Below are 17,806 nucleotides of genomic sequence, written 5' to 3'. Positions count from 1 at the left end.
TCGCGCCCTGCCGCGCGCCGCCGAGGCGGACGGAGGTGCGCGTGTCGACGACGACCGACCAGCCCGACGCCCGCGCGGTCCAGGACGCGTTCGTCAGCACCGGCCGCGTGACCGGCACGGTCCGCCGCATCGTCGCCGAGTCCTGGCGGCGCAGCCGCCGCAGCGGAGTCGACCCGGAGCACCCCGCGCCGCGCGTCGACGTGTCCGCGAACGACCTCGCGGGCCTGCGCCGCGCGACCCCGCTGGCCGACGCGCTGCCCGTGGTGCGGCACCTGCTGCTCGACGCGGACCCGCAGTGGGTCGCGGCGCTCGTGGACCCGTCCGGGCGGCTGCTGTGGGTCGAGGGGGACGCGGGCGTGCGGCGCGCGGTGAGCGGCGTCGGGTTCGTCGAGGGCGCGGTGTGGAGCGAGGACTGCGCGGGCACCAACGCGCCGGGCACGGCGCTCGCGACGAACCGTGAGGTGCAGGTCGTCGGGACCGAGCACTGGGCGCGGCCCGTGCAGGCGTTCTCGTGCGCGGCCGCGCCCGTGCACGACGCGTCGGGCCGGATGCTCGGCGTCCTCGACATCACGGGCGGGCCGATCGTCGCGACGCCCATCGCGATGCAGCTCGTGCGAGCGACCGCCACCGCGGTCGAGGCGACGGTCGGCCGCATCGCGACGAGCACGCCGGCCGGCCCGCCCGCGCCCACGTTGCGCGTGCTCGGCAGCCAGGGCGGCACGCTCGTCGTCGACGGCTCCGCCCACCGCCTGTCGGGCCGGCACGCGGAGATCCTGCTGCTGCTCGCGGAGCACCCCGCGGGCCTGACGGGCGACGAGCTCGCGGTGCTGCTCACGGAGTCCGAGCTGTCGGGCGTCACGGTGCGCGCCGAGGTGTCGCGGCTGCGCCGGGCGGTCGGGCCGCTGCTCAGCGCGTCGCGCCCGTACCGGCTGACGCGCGCCGTGCGCACGGACGTGGACGCGGTGCGCGAGGCGCTCGCGCTGGGAGACGTCGCGCAGGCCGTCGCGTCCTACACGGGTCCGGTGCTGCCGCGCTCGTCGTCGCCGGGCGTCCAGCGGGTCCGGGACGCGGTGTCCGACGAGGTGCGTGCGGCCGTCCTCGCGTCACGCGACCCGCGCGTGATCGTGCGGTGGGCGGCGTCCGACGAGGGCGCCGACGACTACGACGCGTGGCGCGCGCTCGCGGCGTCGAGCCCCGCCGGGTCGGCGAGCCACCTGCGCGCGTGCGCGCAGCTGCGGCGCCTGGAGACGTCGCTCACCGCGCGCTGACCTCAGAGCGCGTACGGCCCGAACCGGCCCCACGCGACGACCGCCGCGAGCACCAGGAGCACGGCGTTGACGACGATGGCCTGCCGCTCGCCGCGCCGCGCGTGCACGCGCGCGGCCAGGAGCATCACGACGACGAGCCCGGTCGCCGCCAGGGGCGTGAGGACCGGCAGGATGCCGGTGGCCGCCGGCAGCACGAGCCCGAGCGCCGCGAGGAGCTCGGCGACGCCGATCAGCCGGATGGTCCGCGTCGGGAACTCCTCGACCCACGGCTGGAACGACTCGAGCCGTTCGCGCGGCTGCGTGGCCTTGAGGAGCCCGGTCGCGACGAACGCGACGGCGAGCAGGATCTGCAGGATCCACAGGACGGTGCTCATGCGGGGCTCCCGGGCCGGCGGGGCGGGTGACGAAGGGGACGCTTCCGGCAGGTCGTTGCGCTGTCAACTACCGTCCTCGCAGGTGAGACGCGTGCGAGCCGGCCGGCGGGTGCGTGTCGGGGGTCGCGTCTAGCGTCGGCGGCACGAGCGACGCGGTCTCACCCGCCGCGCGGGACCCGCGCGCGGGGCCGCGGGACGGCACGATCGGGTACGACGAGACGCTGGACGACGAGGACAAGGGTGACGACGTGGTGCTGATCGGTGCTCACGCACGCGAAGACGACCCGGTGGCGGCGGCCTCCGCGGCCGGCGCGGAGGCGGTGCAGATCTTCCTCGCCGACCCGCAGGGCTGGAAGAAGCCCGCGCCGCGCGAGGACGCGGACGCGATCCTCGCGAGCGGGCTCGGCGTCTACGTGCACGCGCCGTACCTGGTCAACGTCGCGTCGACCAACAACCGCATCCGCATCCCGAGCCGGAACATGATCGCCCAGCACAGCGCGGCCGCCGCGACCGTCGGCGCGCGCGGGCTGATCGTGCACGGCGGGCACGTCGGCGCGGGCGACGACCTCGCGGTCGGCGTCGACAACTGGCGCAAGACGTTCGAGCGCGCCACCTACCCCGTGCGCGTGCTCGTCGAGAACACCGCCGGCGGCGAGAACGCGTGCGCCCGGACCCTGGAGGCCATCGCGCAGCTGTGGGACGCGATCGGCCGGTACGACGTGGGCTTCTGCCTCGACACGTGCCACGCCTGGGCGTCGGGCCTGGACCTGGAGACCGTGGTCGAGAAGATCACCGCGATCACCGGCCGCATCGACCTGGTCCACGCGAACAGCTCGCGCGACGAGGCGGGCTCCAACCGGGACCGCCACGCGAACTTCGCCCGCGGCACCATCCCGCCCGAGCTCATCGCGCACGTCGTGCGCGAGGCGGGCTGCGACGCGGTCGTCGAGACCCCGGCCGAGGGCCAGGCCGAGGACATCGCCTTCCTCAAGGCCGCCCTGGCGGCATGACGGCGTCCGGTACGAGACGGTCCACGCATGCACGCGGATGAGACGACGCCCCTTCGAGGCGTCGGCCGTCCGCTGCCCTGGACCGCGAGCGAGAGCGGGTGCGCGAGGTCATCGCCCGGCACGGGGGCGCGATCCGCTCGTCGTCGGCTCGGTCGCGCGCGGGGACGACGTCCCAGGCTCCGACCTCGACCTCATGGTCACGTTCGAGGACGGGACGGATCTCATCGACCTCCTCGGACTGGTCGACGAGCTCGAGTCGCTGCTCGGCGTGAGCGTCGACGTCATGTCCGGTGCGGTTCATGGGCCGGTGACGGACCGGGCTCGCCGCGACGCGCGCCCGCTGTGATCTCCCCTCGGACGACGACGGGGGTCGCGCAGGGTGCAACGGTGTTGCAACCCTGCGGTGCCTAGCGTCGCGGTGACGCGGCAACGACGCCGTGTCCGGGCGTCTGACCCCCTGGGCGCCCGCGCACCCGGAAGGGAGCCAGACGCCATGACCGTCTACGCAGCACCCGGCACGACCGGAAGCCCCGCCACCTACCGCGAGCGGTACGACCACTGGATCGGCGGCGAGTTCGTCGCCCCGAAGGCCGGTCGGTACTTCGAGAACCCGAGCCCCGTGACCGGCCGCACGTTCACGGAGGTCGCGCGCGGCGACGGCGACGACATCGAGCGCGCGCTCGACGCGGCGCACGGCGCGGCCCGCACGTGGGGTCGCACGTCCGCGACCGAGCGGGCCGTGATCCTCAACAAGATCGCCGACCGCATCGAGGCGAACCTCGAGATGATCGCGGTCGCGGAGTCGTGGGAGAACGGCAAGCCCGTGCGCGAGACGCTCGCCGCGGACATCCCGCTCGCGATCGACCACTTCCGCTACTTCGCGGGCGCGATCCGCGCGCAGGAGGGGTCGATCTCGGAGATCGACGAGGACACGATCGCGTACCACTTCCACGAGCCGCTGGGCGTGGTCGGGCAGATCATCCCGTGGAACTTCCCGCTGCTCATGGCGACGTGGAAGCTGGCGCCGGCGCTCGCGGCGGGCAACACCGTGGTGCTCAAGCCCGCCGAGCAGACGCCCGCGTCGATCCTGCTGCTCATGGAGCTGATCGCGGACCTGCTGCCCCCGGGCGTGGTCAACGTGGTCAACGGGTTCGGTGTCGAGGCGGGCAAGCCGCTGGCCTCGTCGTCGCGGATCCGCAAGATCGCGTTCACGGGCGAGACGACCACGGGCCGGCTGATCATGCAGTACGCGAGCCAGAACATCATCCCGGTGACGCTCGAGCTCGGCGGCAAGAGCCCGAACATCTTCTTCGAGGACGTCGCGCGCGCGAAGGACGACTACTACGACAAGGCGCTCGAGGGCTTCGCGATGTTCGCCCTCAACCAGGGCGAGGTGTGCACGTGCCCGTCGCGTGCGCTGATCGCGGAGTCGATCTACGACGACTTCCTGGCCGACGGCATCGCGCGCGTCCAGGCCATCAAGCAGGGCGACCCGCTCGACACCGAGACGATGATCGGCGCGCAGGCGTCGAACGACCAGCTCGAGAAGATCCTGTCGTACATCGACATCGGCAAGGCCGAGGGCGCGAAGGTGCTCACGGGTGGCGAGCGCGCGCACCTCGACGGCGACCTGGCCGAGGGGTACTACGTGCAGCCGACGGTGTTCGAGGGCAAGAACTCGATGCGGATCTTCCAGGAGGAGATCTTCGGGCCGGTCGTCGCGGTCACGTCGTTCACGGACTTCGAGGACGCGGTGACCATCGCGAACGACACCCTGTACGGCCTGGGTGCCGGGGTGTGGTCGCGCGAGCAGGCCACGGCGTACCGCGCGGGGCGTGAGATCCAGGCGGGCCGTGTGTGGACCAACTGCTACCACGCGTACCCGGCGGCCGCGGCGTTCGGCGGCTACAAGGGCTCGGGCGTGGGCCGCGAGAACCACAAGATGATGCTCGACCACTACCAGCAGACCAAGAACCTGCTGGTGAGCTACTCGGGCACCAAGCTCGGCTTCTTCTGACGCGTCCTGCGGCCGGCGAGCCGGCCGGTGCTGCGGGCCGCGTGCCGTCCCTCGTCGGGCGGCACGCGGCCCCGCGGCGCATGCTGGCAGGAGGAAGGAGGCCGACGATGGCCACGGAGGTCGAGCGCGTCGCGGTGACGCCCGCGGCGGCCGCGCTGCTGCGGACGCTGCACGCGCAGCACGGCGACCTGATGTTCCACCAGTCCGGGGGGTGCTGCGACGGTTCGTCGCCCATGTGCTACCCCGCGGGGGAGTTCCTGACGGGTGACGTCGACGAGCACCTGGGCGACCTGGAGGTCGGCGACGACGAGTCCGGGCCGGTCACCGTGCCCGTGTGGATGACGCGGGCGCAGTACGAGTACTGGAAGCACACGCACCTGACGATCGACGTGGTGCCGGGCCGCGGCGCGGGGTTCAGCCTCGAGGCGCCCGAGGGCGTGCGCTTCCTCATCCGCTCCCGCCTCCTCACCGACGAGGAGTACGCGGCGCTGCACGCGGCCGCGGTCCTGTGACCGCGTGGCAGGGACGGGGTGAGAAAAGGGCGGACAGACCTCTCGTCGTCGACGGGGCGCGTTGCTAGCGTGCGGGGGCATGAGCGAACCCGACACGATCGTGCCCGACGAGAAGGACTGGACCTGGGTGCTGTACGAGCGGTGCGGCGAGTGCGGGTTCACCGCCGCGGACGTCGACCCGCGGCAGATCGGGGCGACGGTGCGGGACCTGCTGCCCCGCTACGTCTCGGCGCTCAGCCGGGAGGACGCGCGGGAGCGTCCGGCGCCCGGGGTGTGGTCGGCGCTCGAGTACGGCGCGCACGTGCGGGACGTGTTCCGCATCTTCGGCGAGCGGCTCGTGCTCATGCTCGAGCACGACGACCCGCTGTTCGAGAACTGGGACCAGGACGCGACGGCCGTCGAGGACCGGTACGACCTGCAGGACCCGGCGGTCGTGGCCGACGAGCTGGTCGAGGCAGGTGAGGCGACGGCGGCGGCGTTCGACGAGGTGCCGCACGACGCGTGGGAGCGCACGGGGCGCCGGTCGAACGGGTCGTTCTTCACGGTCGGGACGCTCGGGCAGTACTTCCTGCACGACGTGGTGCACCACCTGCACGACGTGCACGCCTGACCCGTCCACAGTTATCCACAGGCTTTCCCACACCCGTGGGTATCTCCGCACGACGCCTGTGGACGAACGTCGGACGACCGGTGGACGAGACGCCGCGAGGGGTGGACGACCGGTGGATGACCAGCCGAAACGTGTCACTCGCACCTTTTGACACAGACGAAACACACGCGCAGCATCGCTGCCCTAGCGTTCGCTCCCATGGACGTCTCGCTGCCCGTCGAGCTCACTGACCAGCACGTTCTGGCCCTGCCTCAGGGCACCGACGTCCTGGCTCTCGCGCGCGCCTGGTTCGCCGACGCCGTGTGGGAGCGTGAGCCCGCGTCCGCCGCACCCACGGCCCGGCCCATGACGGGCGCACGGTTCCGCGGGATCGTCGTGCAGGAACCCGCGAGCTCGGTGCCGGGTCGGCTCGCCGTGGCCGGTGCGGTGCTCGTCGGGCCGCGTCGGCTGACGTCCGACGAGGTGCGCGCGGCAGGTCTGCGCGCGGGTGGGGCGCTCGACCTCTACGGCATCGAGGGGCCCGCGACGCCGCAGGTGAGCGCGTGGTGCACCGCCGCCGCACGGCACGCGGGCGGTCTGCTCGTGCCCGCGGCGCGTGGCCAGGTCGTCGTCCCCGACCCGAACGGTGCCCCGGGCCTGACCCTGTGGTCGCCCGTCCCGCTCGCGCCGCGCGACGTGCTGCCGCTCGTGCGGCCCGCGATGGTCGGCGCGCGCGTCTCGCCCACCGAGGTGCCGACCCCCGCGGGCGGCGTCCCCCAGGAGTGCGCGGTGACCGCGGTGTTCGACTACGACGGCACGGTCACGCTGCGCTCGGCGCGCTCCGACGACGTGCCCGCGGTGCTCGCCACGCTCGACTGGCGCGAGTACGGCCCGTGGGCGTACCACGTGCGCTGGCGGCCGGCCGACGGGGAGGACCCGGAGTCGTCGCTGTCCGCGATCGCGCGCCAGCGCGTGGCGCCGACGATCGCGCGCGTCACGGCCGCGCTGTGGCGGGCGGCGGGGGGCACGGTCGTCGACGAGGGCGGCTTCCTGGTGCGGCCCGAGGAGCTCACGCGCCGCTCGGTGCCGCCCCGCTGATCCCCGCTGACCCCCGCTGATCCCTGCTGACCCCCCGCTGACCCCTGCTGACCCACGCTGGCCCCGCTGCTCACTCGAACGCGGGCGACCCCGACGGCACCAGGTCGACCTGCACGGAGAGCTTCGACCCGCGCCCCTCGGTGAAGATCACGCCGCGCAGCGGGGGCACGTCGTGGTAGTCCCGGCCCCAGCCGAGCACCACGTACCGGTCGTCGACGAGCTGGTCGTTCGTCGGGTCCGCGTCCACCCACCCGGCGCCCGGGACCCACACCGAGACCCACGCGTGCGACGCGTCCGCGCCGCGCAGCTTCTCGCGCCCGGGCGGCGGGAGCGTCTCGATGTACCCGCTGACGTACCGCGCGGGCACGCCGTGCAGGCGCAGCGCGGCGATCATCAGGTGCGCGAAGTCTTGGCAGACACCCGCGCGCTGCGCGAGGAGCTGGCGCTGCGTGGTGTGCACGGTCGTCGACCCGGTGCGGTACGTGAGCTCGCGGCGGATGCGGTGGCACAGGTCGACGACCACCTGCGCGAGCGGCCGCCCGGGCTCGAACGACGGCTGCGCCCACGCGCGTACCTCGTCGACGAACGTCACGTGCGTCGACGGCAGCACCATCTCGCGGACCTGCACCAGCACGTCGGACGAGAACGCGGCGGCCGCCGACCCGGTGGCGACCACCTCGGCCGCCTCGTCCCACGCGACCTGCGGGAGGGCGTCCGCGTCGGGCTGCACGCGCGTGATCTCGATGGTCGACCGCGCGGTCACGACGAGCGTCGTGTGCGGCTGCGTGACCGCGTAGAACGTCGTGCGGTTGCCGAAGTAGTCGTGCTGCACGGCCGTGTCGGCGGGCGCGGGGTCGACCTCGACGTGGCTGCTCAGGACCGTCTGCCCGGGCAGGTCCCGCGGCGTCATGACGGTGCGGCCGTAGGAGTCCGTGACCTCCTGCGGGTAGGTGTAGGTCGTGCGGTGCACGAGGTCGTACGTGCGGCTCACGGCACGTCCTCCTCGTCGCCCGCGTCCCACGGGTCGTCGAGCGCGCGTGCGGCGACGGGCCGCGCGAAGTGCACGGCCTCGATCTCGTCGGCGAGCGCGAGCAGGCGCCAGTGCATCGAGTCGAGCAGCTCCGCGAGCCGGGTGCGCCGCCCGTTCTCGTCGATCGCGGCGGCCGCGGCCGGGTCGAGCTCGGCGACGAGGTCGCGCACCTGCGCGAGCAGCCGGTCGCGCTCGTCGGTCGGTCGGGCTCGCATCGGGATGCCGGCGAGGTCGTGCGCGAGCCGGTCGAGCTGGAACGCGAGCGAGCGCGGGTTGCTCTCGTCGAGCAGCAGCAGGTCGAGCACCGCGGGCACGCCCGTGTGGTCGCCGTACCGGCGGCGGAACGTGATCGAGGACTCGTGCGCGAGCACCACGGAGTCCACGAGGTGCGCCTCGACGGTCCGGGTGTCGGGCCCGACGAGCGTGCGGCGCAGCGACGCGACGACGTGCTGCGCGCGCTCCAGGCGCCGGCCCGCGTCGAGCAGGTGCCAGCCGACGTCCCGCACGAGCCCCTCGGCGATGGTGCCGGCGACCGCGAGCAGACCCTCGAGCGTGCGGTCGAGCACGGGCCGCAGGCCGGCGGTCGCGGCGCGCACGTGGTCGACGCCGAGGTCGAGCCCGCCCTCGGGGATGCGCTGGCGGGCGCGCTCGGAGCGCAGTGCGCGCTCGATGCGTGCGAGCGGTCCGAACGTGTCGGTCGAGAGCTGGTCGCGCACCGCGGCCGCGGCCTGGCCCAGGCCGCGCACGGACGCGGCGATCGACCCCTCGAGGCCGCGGTCGAGCGCGATCTCCCGGAGCGTCGGCGCGGGCTGCTCGGACGCGGCGTCGGGGTCGTGCAGCTCGTCGACCAACGCGGTGACCAGCACCGCGAGCGCGCGACCGCCCGCCGAGCGCGGGCGCCCGTGGAAGTCGTCCCACCGGTCGACGACGACCCGCAGGTCGCGCGCCTGGTCCTCGGCGCGCTCGGCGTAGCGGCCCATCCAGAACAGGTTCTCGGCGGTGCGCGACGAGACGCCCAGGCGGGTGCGGCGTGCCGCGGCGACCTCGGTGACGCCCTCGGGTGCCTCGGGCGCGGCGTCGGGCGTGGAGCCGGACAGCACCCACACGTCCTTCGCGACCGCGCCGGTCCGCGACGACACGACGGGTCCGTGCGCGACGCGCGCGAGCCCGCCGGCCATGACCGTGTACGTGCCGCGGTGCGCGACCGCGAACGTGCGCAGCACCCCGACGCCCGGACCGACCGGCCGCGCCGGCTCGCCGGACCCCGCTGCCGCGCCCGGCCCCGCTGCCTCGTCGGACCCCGCTGCCTCGTCGGGCCCCACAGGCTCGACGACCGCGCCGCCGCCCACGCGCGCCTGCCCCGCCCACTGCCACGGCTCGGCGGCGATCCGCGCCGCGAGCTCCTCGCGCGCCGCGGCGTCGAGCGTCCAGCCGAGCACCGCGTCCTGCTCGCGGGACAGCGGCAGCACGACGAGCTCGTCGAGGTGCGCCAGGACGTGCGACAGCGACGAGGCCTCGCCGCACCACCACGTGGGCGCGGACGGCAGCAGCAGGTCCTGGTCGAGCACGGTGCGCGCGAGCCGGGGCAGCGCCGCCAGGACCGCGGGGTTCTCGAGCACGCCCGAGCCGAGCGGGTTCACCACCGAGAGCGTGCCGCCGCGCACCGCGCGCACCAGGCCGGGCACGCCGAGCCGTGAGCCGGAGCGCAGGTCGAGCGGGTCGCACCACGCGGCGTCGACCCGCCGCAGCAGCACGTCCACGGGCTCGGTGCCGCCGAGCGCGCGCACCCACAGCCGCCCGTCGCGCACCACCAGGTCGGACGCCTCGACCAGCGGCAGACCCAGCATCGACGCGAGGTACGCCTGGTCGAACGCCGTGTCGGAGCCCGGGCCGGGCGTGAGCAGCGCGATGCGCGGCGCGCTCGCGGACGGGGGCGCGACGTCGTGCAGCGTCTGGCGCAGCGCGCGGAAGAACGGCCCGAGCCGCGCGATCGGGGTCGCGCGGTAGACGCTCGCGAGCACCTGCGCGACGACGCGCCGGCCCTCCATCGTGTAGCCGGCCCCCGAGGGCGCCTGCGTGCGGTCCGCGAGGGACAGCCACGTGCCGTCGTCGTCGCGCGCGAGGTCCGTCGAGGCGAGGACGAGCTCGCGCCCGCCCGGCAGGCGCAGCCCGTCGACCGCGCGCAGGAACCCGGGGTGCGCGACGACGGCGGTGGGCGGCAGGAGCGTGTCGGTGAGCAGGCGCCGCGCGCCGTACAGGTCCTGCAGCACGGCGTCGAGCAGCTCGGCGCGCTGGGTGATCCCGGCCTCGAGGCCCGACCAGTCGTCCTCGCCGAGCACGACGGGCGTCGGGTCGAGGCGCCACGGCTCGAGCTCGTCGGCCGCGCCGTACGTGACGCCGTGGTCCGCGAGCAGCGCCTCGGCCTCGGTGCGCGCCCGATCCAGGTCGGCCGCCGAGGGCGCGTCGGCCTGCTCGGGCAGCCAGTGCCACGTGCCCTCGGGGCGCGTGCCGGGCGGACCGGCGGAGGAGAGCACGTCGATCACACGTCGAGTCTGACGTACGCGCAGGCAGATCGGCCGTCGTCTCGCATCGTGAGCCGCGTGATGCGATTACTTGACTGATTCGGTCCGGATTACGCAGTGTTGCCTCCGTGGGGCCGGCCGTCGGGGGACGGGCCGGCCCCTCATCACGTCCCCGTCCGGCACCGCGCCCCCGGAGAGTCCCCTCCGACGACCCCGCGGTTGCTCCGGCTCCCGACCCCCGGACCCGGAGCAACGACGGTCTCGGCGTGCGGTTCGACCGCCGACCCCGGGGTTGCTCCGGCTCAGCCCGCCCTTTCCCGGAGCGATGGCGGGGTCGGCGACATCGAAGCGCGGTCGACCCCGGGGTTGCTCCGGCTCGGCGGCGTCAGAGCCGGAGGAAGGGCGGGGTGGACCGGAGGGGTCAGGGGGTTCAGGGGTGGGTGAGGACGGAGACGAGCTGGGCTCGGGAGCGGACGCCGACCTTGCGGTAGACGGCCGTGAGCCGCGACTCCACCGCCCGCACCGACAGGAACAGCTGCGCCGCGATCTCCCGATTGCGCAGCCCCGCGACGACGAGCTCGACGACGTCCCGCTCGGCGTCCGACAGCGCCGCGACGAGGTCCGACGACCGCGCACCCGGCTGCGCGGCGGACGAGCGTGCCCCGGCCACGGGCAGCCCCGCCGCTGAGCCTGCGGCGGCGAGCGCACCCTCGTCGGACCCGACGAGGTCCCCGGCCCACCACGGCAGCCCGATGCGCCGGTACGTGGCGGCCGCGTCCTCGCGCACCCGCTCGGCGCGCTCGCCCGCCCCGAGCGCGTCGAGCCGCACCGCGAACGCGGACAGGGTGCGTGCGAGCTCGTAGTCGCAGTCCCGCGGCCCGGACATCGCGGCGGCGTCCTCGAACGCGCGCACGGCCTCGTCGTCCGGTGCGAGCAGCGCACGGCAGCGGGCGAGCGCGAGCGCGGACCAGCGTGACGACGCGGACGCGGACCGCCGCGCGAGGTCGTCGACGATCGTGCGCGCCGCGGCGGTGTTGCCGGTGCGCACGAGCACCTCGACGAGGTCGGCGTCGCACCGGTACAGGTGCGGGCCGGGCGGCCCGGCGGAGACCATGCGGCACCGCATGAGCGCGCGGGCGGCCTCGTCGAGGTCCCCGGCGTGCAGGGCGCGCGCCCCGAGGTAGGCGTCGACGCGCGCGGAGATCGCAGGGTTGCGGCTGCCGCGGGAGATGTCGAGCAGCTCGTCCTCGCACTCGCGCGCGCGGTCGGTGCGGCCCGTCTCGTGGAAGTACCAGAGCTCGTGGAACAGGCGGTAGGGCCGGTGCACGTGGGGCAGCTCGTCCTGCTCGACGAGCGCGGCGACGGTCGCGGTCGCGGCGCGCAGGTCACCCGCGAGGCGGTCGTTGTCGGCGTCGTACAGGCGCGTGGTCACGACCCACAGCGGGTCGACCGCCGCCGGGGACGCGAGCAGCGTGCGGAACAGGTCGCGCGCCTCGTCGTACCGCTCGGCGTACGTCAGGGCGCGGGCACGCGTCATGAGCGCGGTCGCCGCCGACGGGTTCGTGCCGACCTCGACGGCGACGGCGGTGCTGCGCGAGCGCGCGCGGGCGCTGGACATCGCGTCGAACAGGATCGCGGCGCTCTCGGCGACGGTGTGCGCGGGCTCGTGCGCGACGCCGAGCAGCGCGTCCATGCGCGCCAGGTACTCGGCCGCGCGCGTGAGCTCCCAACGTTCGGTGCTGTACGTCGCGAGCAGCGCGAGCAGCAGCACGGACTCGTCGGGCGCGGACGCGCCGTGCAGCTCGAGCGCGCGCTCGGCGAGCGCGGTGAGCAGGCTCTGCGACGCGACGTACTCGATGCGCACGCGCAGGCTCGCGACGACGAGCCGCGAGTGCGGCGACGCCTCCTCGACGGACTCCGCGATGTCGACGTAGCGCCGCGCGATCTCCAGGTGGCCGCGGTAGAAGTACGCGGCGGCGACGACGAGCAGGTGGTCGGCGCCGCGCGCGTCGGGCTGCGCGAGCAGCAGGGAGCGCTCGACGTACTCGAACGCGACGTCGGGGGACCCCTCGGCGAGCAGCCCGAGCGCGGCGCGGCGCAGCGCCTCGGCGGCACGCGGGCCGGGGTCGACGAAGCTCGCGTGCCAGTCGCTCGCGTACGGGTCGCTCACGTGCTCGACCGCGCGGCGGTGGTGCTCGCGGCGGCGGCGCGCGCTCGTCGAGTGGAACACCGCGGAGCGCACGGGCTCCCGCGTGAGGCTCAGCCACGCGCCGTCGCGCGCGACCCAGCCGGCCGCGACGAGCTCGTCCACCACCTCGAGCTCGTCGCTGCCGGTCAGGTCGCCCGCGTGGGTGCGCGGCGCGAGCGCGAGCAGCTCGACGAGAGCCGCCTGCGCGGGCGGGAGCTGGGCGAGCCGTCGCACGACGTGCTCGGCGTGGCCGGGACGCAGCGGCAGCTCGAGCGGCGCGCTGCCCGCGGCCTGCGCGGGCGTGAGGCCCGCGAGCAGGTTCGCGGCGTCGGCGGGGGACCCGCCGCTGCGGTGCGCGACCACGTCGAGCACCGCGGGGTGGTGCCGGGCGGGCGCGAGGTGCGCGACGAGCGCGCGCGTGCGGCGCGCGTCGAGCGGCGCGAGCACGACCTCGTCGAGACCGTCGAGCTCGGGCGGGCGGTTCTCGACGAGCAGGACGAGCCGCAGCCCCGTCCCGGCGAGCCGCCGCGCGAGGAACCCGACGACGGCGCGGCTCTGCGGGTCGAGCAGGTCCGCGTCGTCGACGAGCAGCACGGTCGCGGGTGCGTCGTGCTCGTGCAGGAGCGTCAGGATGCGGTGCGCGACGACGACCACGTCGAGGTCCGCCGCGGACCCCAGCGACAGCGCGAGGTGCCGCCAGCGCTCGTCGTCGATCGCGTACAGCAGCGACGAGATGCCCGCGAACGGCCACGACGACTCGTTGGGGTTCGCGCGCACGTCGAAAGCGCGCGGCAACCGCTCGACGGCCTCGCGCGCGAACGTCGTCCGTCCGGACCCGCGCGGGCCCCGGACGACGATCGCGATCTCCGAGGCGTCGCACGCACGTTGCACGCGCGCCAGCTCCTGCTCGCGCACGAACACGACGACTCCCCCCTCGACGTCGGCCTCAGACTAGCCCGCACCGCGGACACGCCTGGGGTCGACGCCGGGGTGAATCGCGTGCTCAGACCGGCAGCGCGGCGGTGCGGGTCGCCGCGCGGGCGGCGTTGCGCATGAGCAGACCGAGCATCACGGGACCGATCCCGCCCGGCACGGGCATGATCGCGCCGGCCACGCGGGCCACGTCCTCGGTGGCGACGCCGCCGCGCAGCACGGGCACCACGGTCCCGTCCTCGCGCGTCGTCGTGCCGACGAGCATCGGGTTGAAGTCGATGACGGTGGCGCCGGGCCGCACCCAGTCGGCCGTGACGACCTCGGGGTGCTCGAGGCTGACGACGAGCACGTCGGCGGTCCGGGTGAGCTCGCGCGCCTGCGGGTGGTCGATCGGCACGAGCGAGAACGGTGCGGACAGCGGCAGCAATGCGGGCGCGGCGACGCGTGCGACGACGTTCGCGACCGGGTTGCTCGCCATGAGCCCGGTCTCGGTGAGCAGCACGATCGTGCGGCCCTCGACCGGGATGTCGCTGGCCGCGAGCGCGAGCAGCACGGCCTCGCCGACGAGCGGCAGCACCGCGTCGTCCTCGCGCACGTTGGACGCGAGCAGGCCCGCGGAGTGCCGTGGGTGCAGGCCCTCGAGCTCCTTCTCCGGGGCGATCGCCGGCAGCACGTCGCGCACGCCGATGTGCGCGGGCAGCGGCATGAGCACCATGATCCCGTGCACGTCCGGGTCGGCGTTCGCGAGCGCGATCGTCGCGAGCAGCTCGTCGAGCACGGTGTCGGGGCCGAGCGTCACGTCGTCGCAGTCGATGCCGTACGCCGACAGGGTGCGCACGTGCAGGCCGCGGTTGACGGCCAGCATCGGGTTGGGGTTGTCGACGCTGATGAGCGTCACGCGGGGCCGGACCCCGGCGGCTGCCGCGGCGGCGACGGCGGGGGCGACGAGGCTGCGCTGGAGCGAGCGCCCGTCGATCAGGGTGGCGGTCATGGGAGTTCCTCTCGGTGGGTGTGGGGCTGGGCGGTACGGAGGGGGTCCAGAGGGAGGGCCGAGGGGCAGCGCCGGGGCTCAGCGGCGCAGGACCCGGGCGACACGCAGCGAGCCGACGATCACCGGCAGCGTCACCACGGCGCCCGCGACGACGCACGCGGCCGTGGTGGCCGGCCGCAGCCCGCCGACGCGCGCGGCGTGCCGGGCGGCTCGCGCCGAGGCGACGAGCAGCGCGGGCGCGGTGACGAGCCCCGGGTTGTACTCGCGGAACCGCGCCGCGCGCCCGACGTGGCTCACGCCGTTGAGCGCGAGCGCACCGGCCGCGGCGACCGCGGCACCGGCCCGCACGGGTCCGGGCGAGTCGTCCAACCCCCGGGTCAGGGCCGCGACCGCGGCGGTGATCACGGCGGTCGCGAGCGCCATGCGCTGCGGTCCGTAGTCCTCGGGCTCGAGGCCGACGCGCGCGAGCAGCTCCGGGTCGAACGGCGTGCCGCGGTCGCCGAACGCGATCTCCTCGGCGTTGTGCACCGCGAACACCGCGAGCATCGTGGCGCGTTCGCCGCTCATCGGGTGCCCGCCAGCGCCGGGTCGTGGTGGCCGGCGGCTGCCGTGTCGAGCACCGAGGACAGCGCCCGGGCGATCGTCGCGAGCGCGTCGTCGTCGCGGAAGATCGAGTAGTGGTCGCCCTCGACGGGCGCGTACGCCACCAGGCTGCTCGCGTACCGCTGCCACTCCCGCACGCTCGTGTGCGCGATGCCGAGGCGGTCGAGCACCTCGGGCGGCTCGGGCCGGGACGCCTCGACGACGAGCACGGGGCACGTGAGGTCCGCGTCGGGGGTCCACCGCTTGAGGGCCCGGTGGTTCTCCTGCCACATGTCGAAGAACCGCGCGAGCTCGTCGCGCACGCTCGTCGGCCACGCGGGCTCGACGACCCGCTCGAGCACGTCCCGCGCGTCACGCGCGCCGGCGACGCCGGGGCCCAGGCGCAGGCCGGGGACGAGCGCGTGGAGCAGAGCGGGGAACGCCGCGAGGTAGTCCTCGGGCCCGCAGTCGCCGGACGTGTACGCGTGCGGCGGGTGCGAGTCGACCATCACGAGGTGCTCGACCTCCTCGCCCGCCTGCTCGAGCTGCAGCGCCATCTCCGCGGCGAGGTTCCCGCCGAACGAGTACCCGCCGATGAGGTAGGGGCCGTGGGGCTGCGCCGCCCGGATCGCCTGGAGGTACGTCGCGGCGAGCGCGCGCAGGCTCGGACCGTGCCCGACGAGCTCGGGCGGGTAGCCGATCGCGACGACGCCGAGCCGCGGGTCGAGGTGCGGCGCGAGGCCCGCGTAGCAGGTGGTCGTGCCGCCCGCGGGGTGGACCAGGTAGACGGTCCGCTCGCGCGGCGCGGTGACCCGGACGAGCCCCACGGGTGCGGTCAGCGCCGCGGGTCGCGCGTCGTCGGCCCCCTGGGTGGCGGCGGGTGCGTCGGGCCCGGGCGAGGGGTCCGACGACGTGCGGCGTGCCGCGATGGTCGCCGCGAGCGCCGCGACCGTGCGCGCCTGCTCGAGGTCCGCGAACTCGAGCGCGGGGTCGACGTCGTCGCGCAGCGTCGCGAGCAGGTCGACGAGCGTGAGGGAGTCGGCGCCCGCGTCGACGAGGTCGTCGTGCGGGGCGAGCGTCGGGTGCACCAGGAGCCTGCGCGCGATCGCGAGCACCTGCGGCTCGACCTGGCCGACGACGGCGGACCCCGAGGCCGTGACGGGCGCGGCGACCGGCACGGCGACCGGCGCGGCGAACGCCCCCAGGCCGGCGGACGCTGCGGGAGCGACGGGCGCCGTCGCCACCGCGTCGTCCAGCCAGTGCCGCGTGCGCCGCAGCGTGCGCCCGCCCCACACCGCCGGCCGCCGGGCGCGGTCGGCGCGCCGCCGCAGCACGACGTGCACGTTGGTCCCGCCCATGCCGAACGAGCTGACGCCGGCCGCCTCGAGCCACGGCGCGTCCACGGGGCTCGTCGGGAACGCGAAGCCGTCCGTCGTGAGCAGCGGGTTCGGGGTCGAGAACCCCGCGAGCGGCGGGACCACGCCGCGCTCGAGCACGAGCGCGGCCTTGATGACGCCCGTGACGCCCGCGGCGGCGTCGAGGTGCCCGAGGTTGCCCTTGACCGCGCCGAGGTAGCAGGGCGCGCTCGTCGTCCCGTCGCCGAGCCCGCGGGCCAGCGCGAGCGCGCGCAGCTCGATCGGGTCGCCGATCGCGGTGCCCGTGCCGTGCGTCTCGACGTACCGCACGTCGTCGGCGGTCAGGCCGGCGTCGCGCAGGGCCGCGGCGACCACCGCGCTCTGCCCGGCGACGCTCGGTGCGGGGTACCCGACCTTGTCCGCGCCGTCGTTGTTCACCGCCGAGCCCGCGACCTCGACGTACACGCGGTCGGCGGGAGCGTGCGCGGTGCGCGTGAGGACGATCGCGGCGGCGCCGTGCGCCTTGACGGTCCCGTCGGCGGCCGCGTCGAACGGTCGGCACGTGCCGCGCGCGCTGAAGATGCTGCCCGCGCGGTGCAGGTACCCGCCCAGGTGCGGCAGGGACACGGACACGCCGCCGACGACCGCGACGTCGCACTCGCCCGCGAGCAGCGCGGCGCGCGCGAGGTGCACCGCGAGCAGCGAGCTCGAGCACGCGGACTGGACCACGACCGACGGTCCGGTCAGACCGAGCGTGTAGCTCGTCCGCGTGCACAGGAAGTCCTTGTCGTTCGCGAGCATCGCGGAGAAGTTGAGGTCGGTCGCGTCCCACAGGCCCGCGCGGGTCACGGGGCCGGGCAGGTACGTGCTGCTGGACGACGAGCCGAACACGCCGACCCGCAGCGCCCGCAGGTCGTCGTCGCCGTCGACCCCGAGGCCGGCGTCGTCGAGCGCCTGCCGCACGGTCTCCAGGAACACGCGCTGCTGCGGGTCCATGAGCGCGGCGTCGCGGGCGCTGATGCCGAACGCGTCCGCGTCGAACGCCGCGACGTCGCCGAGCGCCGAGCGCACGGGCACGAACGCGGGGTCGGCGAGCTGCTCGTCGCGGTACCCGGCCTCGCGGGAGTCGTCGCGGTCGACCTGCTCGAACGTCGTGCGTCCGTGGACCGTGAGGTCCCAGAACGCGTCGGGGTGGTCGGCGCCCGGGACGCGCAGCGCGACGCCGACGACGCTCACGGAGTCGCGGTGGTGCTCGCGCTGGGGCTCGGACCGGGTGTGCTCGCGGTGGTTGTGCTGGCGGTGGGTGGGCTGCGTGGTCATGGGCGTGCTCCCGTGGG

The 17,806-nt window shown here is 75.2% G+C and carries 14 protein-coding genes; 7 read left to right on the top strand and 7 right to left on the bottom strand.

The genetic code is table 11. The annotated features are described in order from the left end of the window. The first annotated feature begins 41 nt into the window (after nucleotides 1-41). Nucleotides 42-1,268 carry a GAF domain-containing protein gene (locus F1D97_RS02805; protein WP_236122219.1) on the top strand — a complete coding sequence of 409 codons (1,227 nt, stop codon included), beginning with the start codon at nucleotides 42-44 and terminating at the stop codon, nucleotides 1,266-1,268. 2 nt (nucleotides 1,269-1,270) lie between these two features. On the opposite strand, the gene F1D97_RS02800 is transcribed toward F1D97_RS02805, so the two are convergent. After that, a complete protein-coding gene (locus F1D97_RS02800) occupies nucleotides 1,271-1,642 on the bottom strand; it encodes a DoxX family protein (protein ID WP_236122218.1) in 372 nt (123 codons plus the stop codon). Nucleotides 1,643-1,890: 248 nt separating this feature from the next. On the opposite strand from F1D97_RS02800, the gene F1D97_RS02795 reads away from it, so the two are divergent. The 6 genes from F1D97_RS02795 (at nucleotide 1,891) to F1D97_RS02770 (ending at nucleotide 6,868) form a co-directional block, all read left to right on the top strand. After that, complete coding sequence (locus tag F1D97_RS02795; protein ID WP_236123461.1) at nucleotides 1,891-2,652, top strand: deoxyribonuclease IV; 762 nt, start codon at nucleotides 1,891-1,893, stop codon at nucleotides 2,650-2,652. Nucleotides 2,653-2,845: 193 nt separating this feature from the next. Then, nucleotides 2,846-2,998 carry a hypothetical protein gene (locus tag F1D97_RS02790; protein ID WP_236122217.1) on the top strand — a complete coding sequence of 51 codons (153 nt, stop codon included), beginning with the start codon at nucleotides 2,846-2,848 and terminating at the stop codon, nucleotides 2,996-2,998. 147 nt (nucleotides 2,999-3,145) lie between these two features. After that, nucleotides 3,146-4,669 carry an acetaldehyde dehydrogenase ExaC gene (gene exaC, locus F1D97_RS02785; protein ID WP_236122216.1) on the top strand — a complete coding sequence of 508 codons (1,524 nt, stop codon included), beginning with the start codon at nucleotides 3,146-3,148 and terminating at the stop codon, nucleotides 4,667-4,669. 107 nt (nucleotides 4,670-4,776) lie between these two features. Next, entirely contained in the window at nucleotides 4,777-5,181 is a 405-nt protein-coding gene (locus F1D97_RS02780; RefSeq protein WP_236122215.1) for a DUF779 domain-containing protein, read from the top strand. 79 nt (nucleotides 5,182-5,260) lie between these two features. Then, a complete protein-coding gene (locus F1D97_RS02775; RefSeq protein ID WP_236122214.1) occupies nucleotides 5,261-5,791 on the top strand; it encodes a DinB family protein in 531 nt (176 codons plus the stop codon). Between the two features lie 198 nt (nucleotides 5,792-5,989). Next, the gene (locus tag F1D97_RS02770; protein WP_236122213.1) at nucleotides 5,990-6,868 is read left to right on the top strand and encodes a hypothetical protein; all 879 of its coding nucleotides are present in this window, start codon (nucleotides 5,990-5,992) and stop codon (nucleotides 6,866-6,868) included. Between the two features lie 70 nt (nucleotides 6,869-6,938). On the opposite strand, the gene F1D97_RS02765 is transcribed toward F1D97_RS02770, so the two are convergent. The 6 genes from F1D97_RS02765 to F1D97_RS02740 form a co-directional block, all read right to left on the bottom strand. Further along, nucleotides 6,939-7,859, bottom strand: coding sequence for a transglutaminase family protein (locus tag F1D97_RS02765; protein ID WP_236122212.1), 921 nt, complete (start codon nucleotides 7,857-7,859; stop codon nucleotides 6,939-6,941). Then, on the bottom strand, nucleotides 7,856-10,441 hold the full coding sequence (locus tag F1D97_RS02760; protein WP_236122211.1) for a circularly permuted type 2 ATP-grasp protein: 2,586 nt from the start codon (nucleotides 10,439-10,441) through the stop codon (nucleotides 7,856-7,858). Before F1D97_RS02760 ends, F1D97_RS02765 begins: the two co-directional genes overlap by 4 nt. A gap of 409 nt (nucleotides 10,442-10,850) precedes the next feature. Further along, nucleotides 10,851-13,529 carry a helix-turn-helix transcriptional regulator gene (locus F1D97_RS02755; RefSeq protein WP_236122210.1) on the bottom strand — a complete coding sequence of 893 codons (2,679 nt, stop codon included), beginning with the start codon at nucleotides 13,527-13,529 and terminating at the stop codon, nucleotides 10,851-10,853. 82 nt (nucleotides 13,530-13,611) lie between these two features. Then, entirely contained in the window at nucleotides 13,612-14,532 is a 921-nt protein-coding gene (locus F1D97_RS02750) for a bifunctional 5,10-methylenetetrahydrofolate dehydrogenase/5,10-methenyltetrahydrofolate cyclohydrolase (RefSeq protein ID WP_236122209.1), read from the bottom strand. 78 nt (nucleotides 14,533-14,610) lie between these two features. Next, nucleotides 14,611-15,099 carry an HXXEE domain-containing protein gene (locus F1D97_RS02745; protein ID WP_236122208.1) on the bottom strand — a complete coding sequence of 163 codons (489 nt, stop codon included), beginning with the start codon at nucleotides 15,097-15,099 and terminating at the stop codon, nucleotides 14,611-14,613. Then, the gene (locus F1D97_RS02740) at nucleotides 15,096-17,789 is read right to left on the bottom strand and encodes a beta-ketoacyl synthase N-terminal-like domain-containing protein (protein WP_236122207.1); all 2,694 of its coding nucleotides are present in this window, start codon (nucleotides 17,787-17,789) and stop codon (nucleotides 15,096-15,098) included. The genes F1D97_RS02745 and F1D97_RS02740 overlap by 4 nt, the downstream gene beginning before the upstream one ends. Between the last annotated feature and the right edge of the window lie 17 nt (nucleotides 17,790-17,806).

Origin of the sequence: Cellulomonas palmilytica (assembly GCF_021590045.1) — a bacterium.
Taxonomy (GTDB): domain Bacteria; phylum Actinomycetota; class Actinomycetes; order Actinomycetales; family Cellulomonadaceae; genus Cellulomonas; species Cellulomonas palmilytica.
Note: the sequence above shows the minus strand (reverse complement) of the source record. Positions and strands in the feature narration are given on the sequence as shown.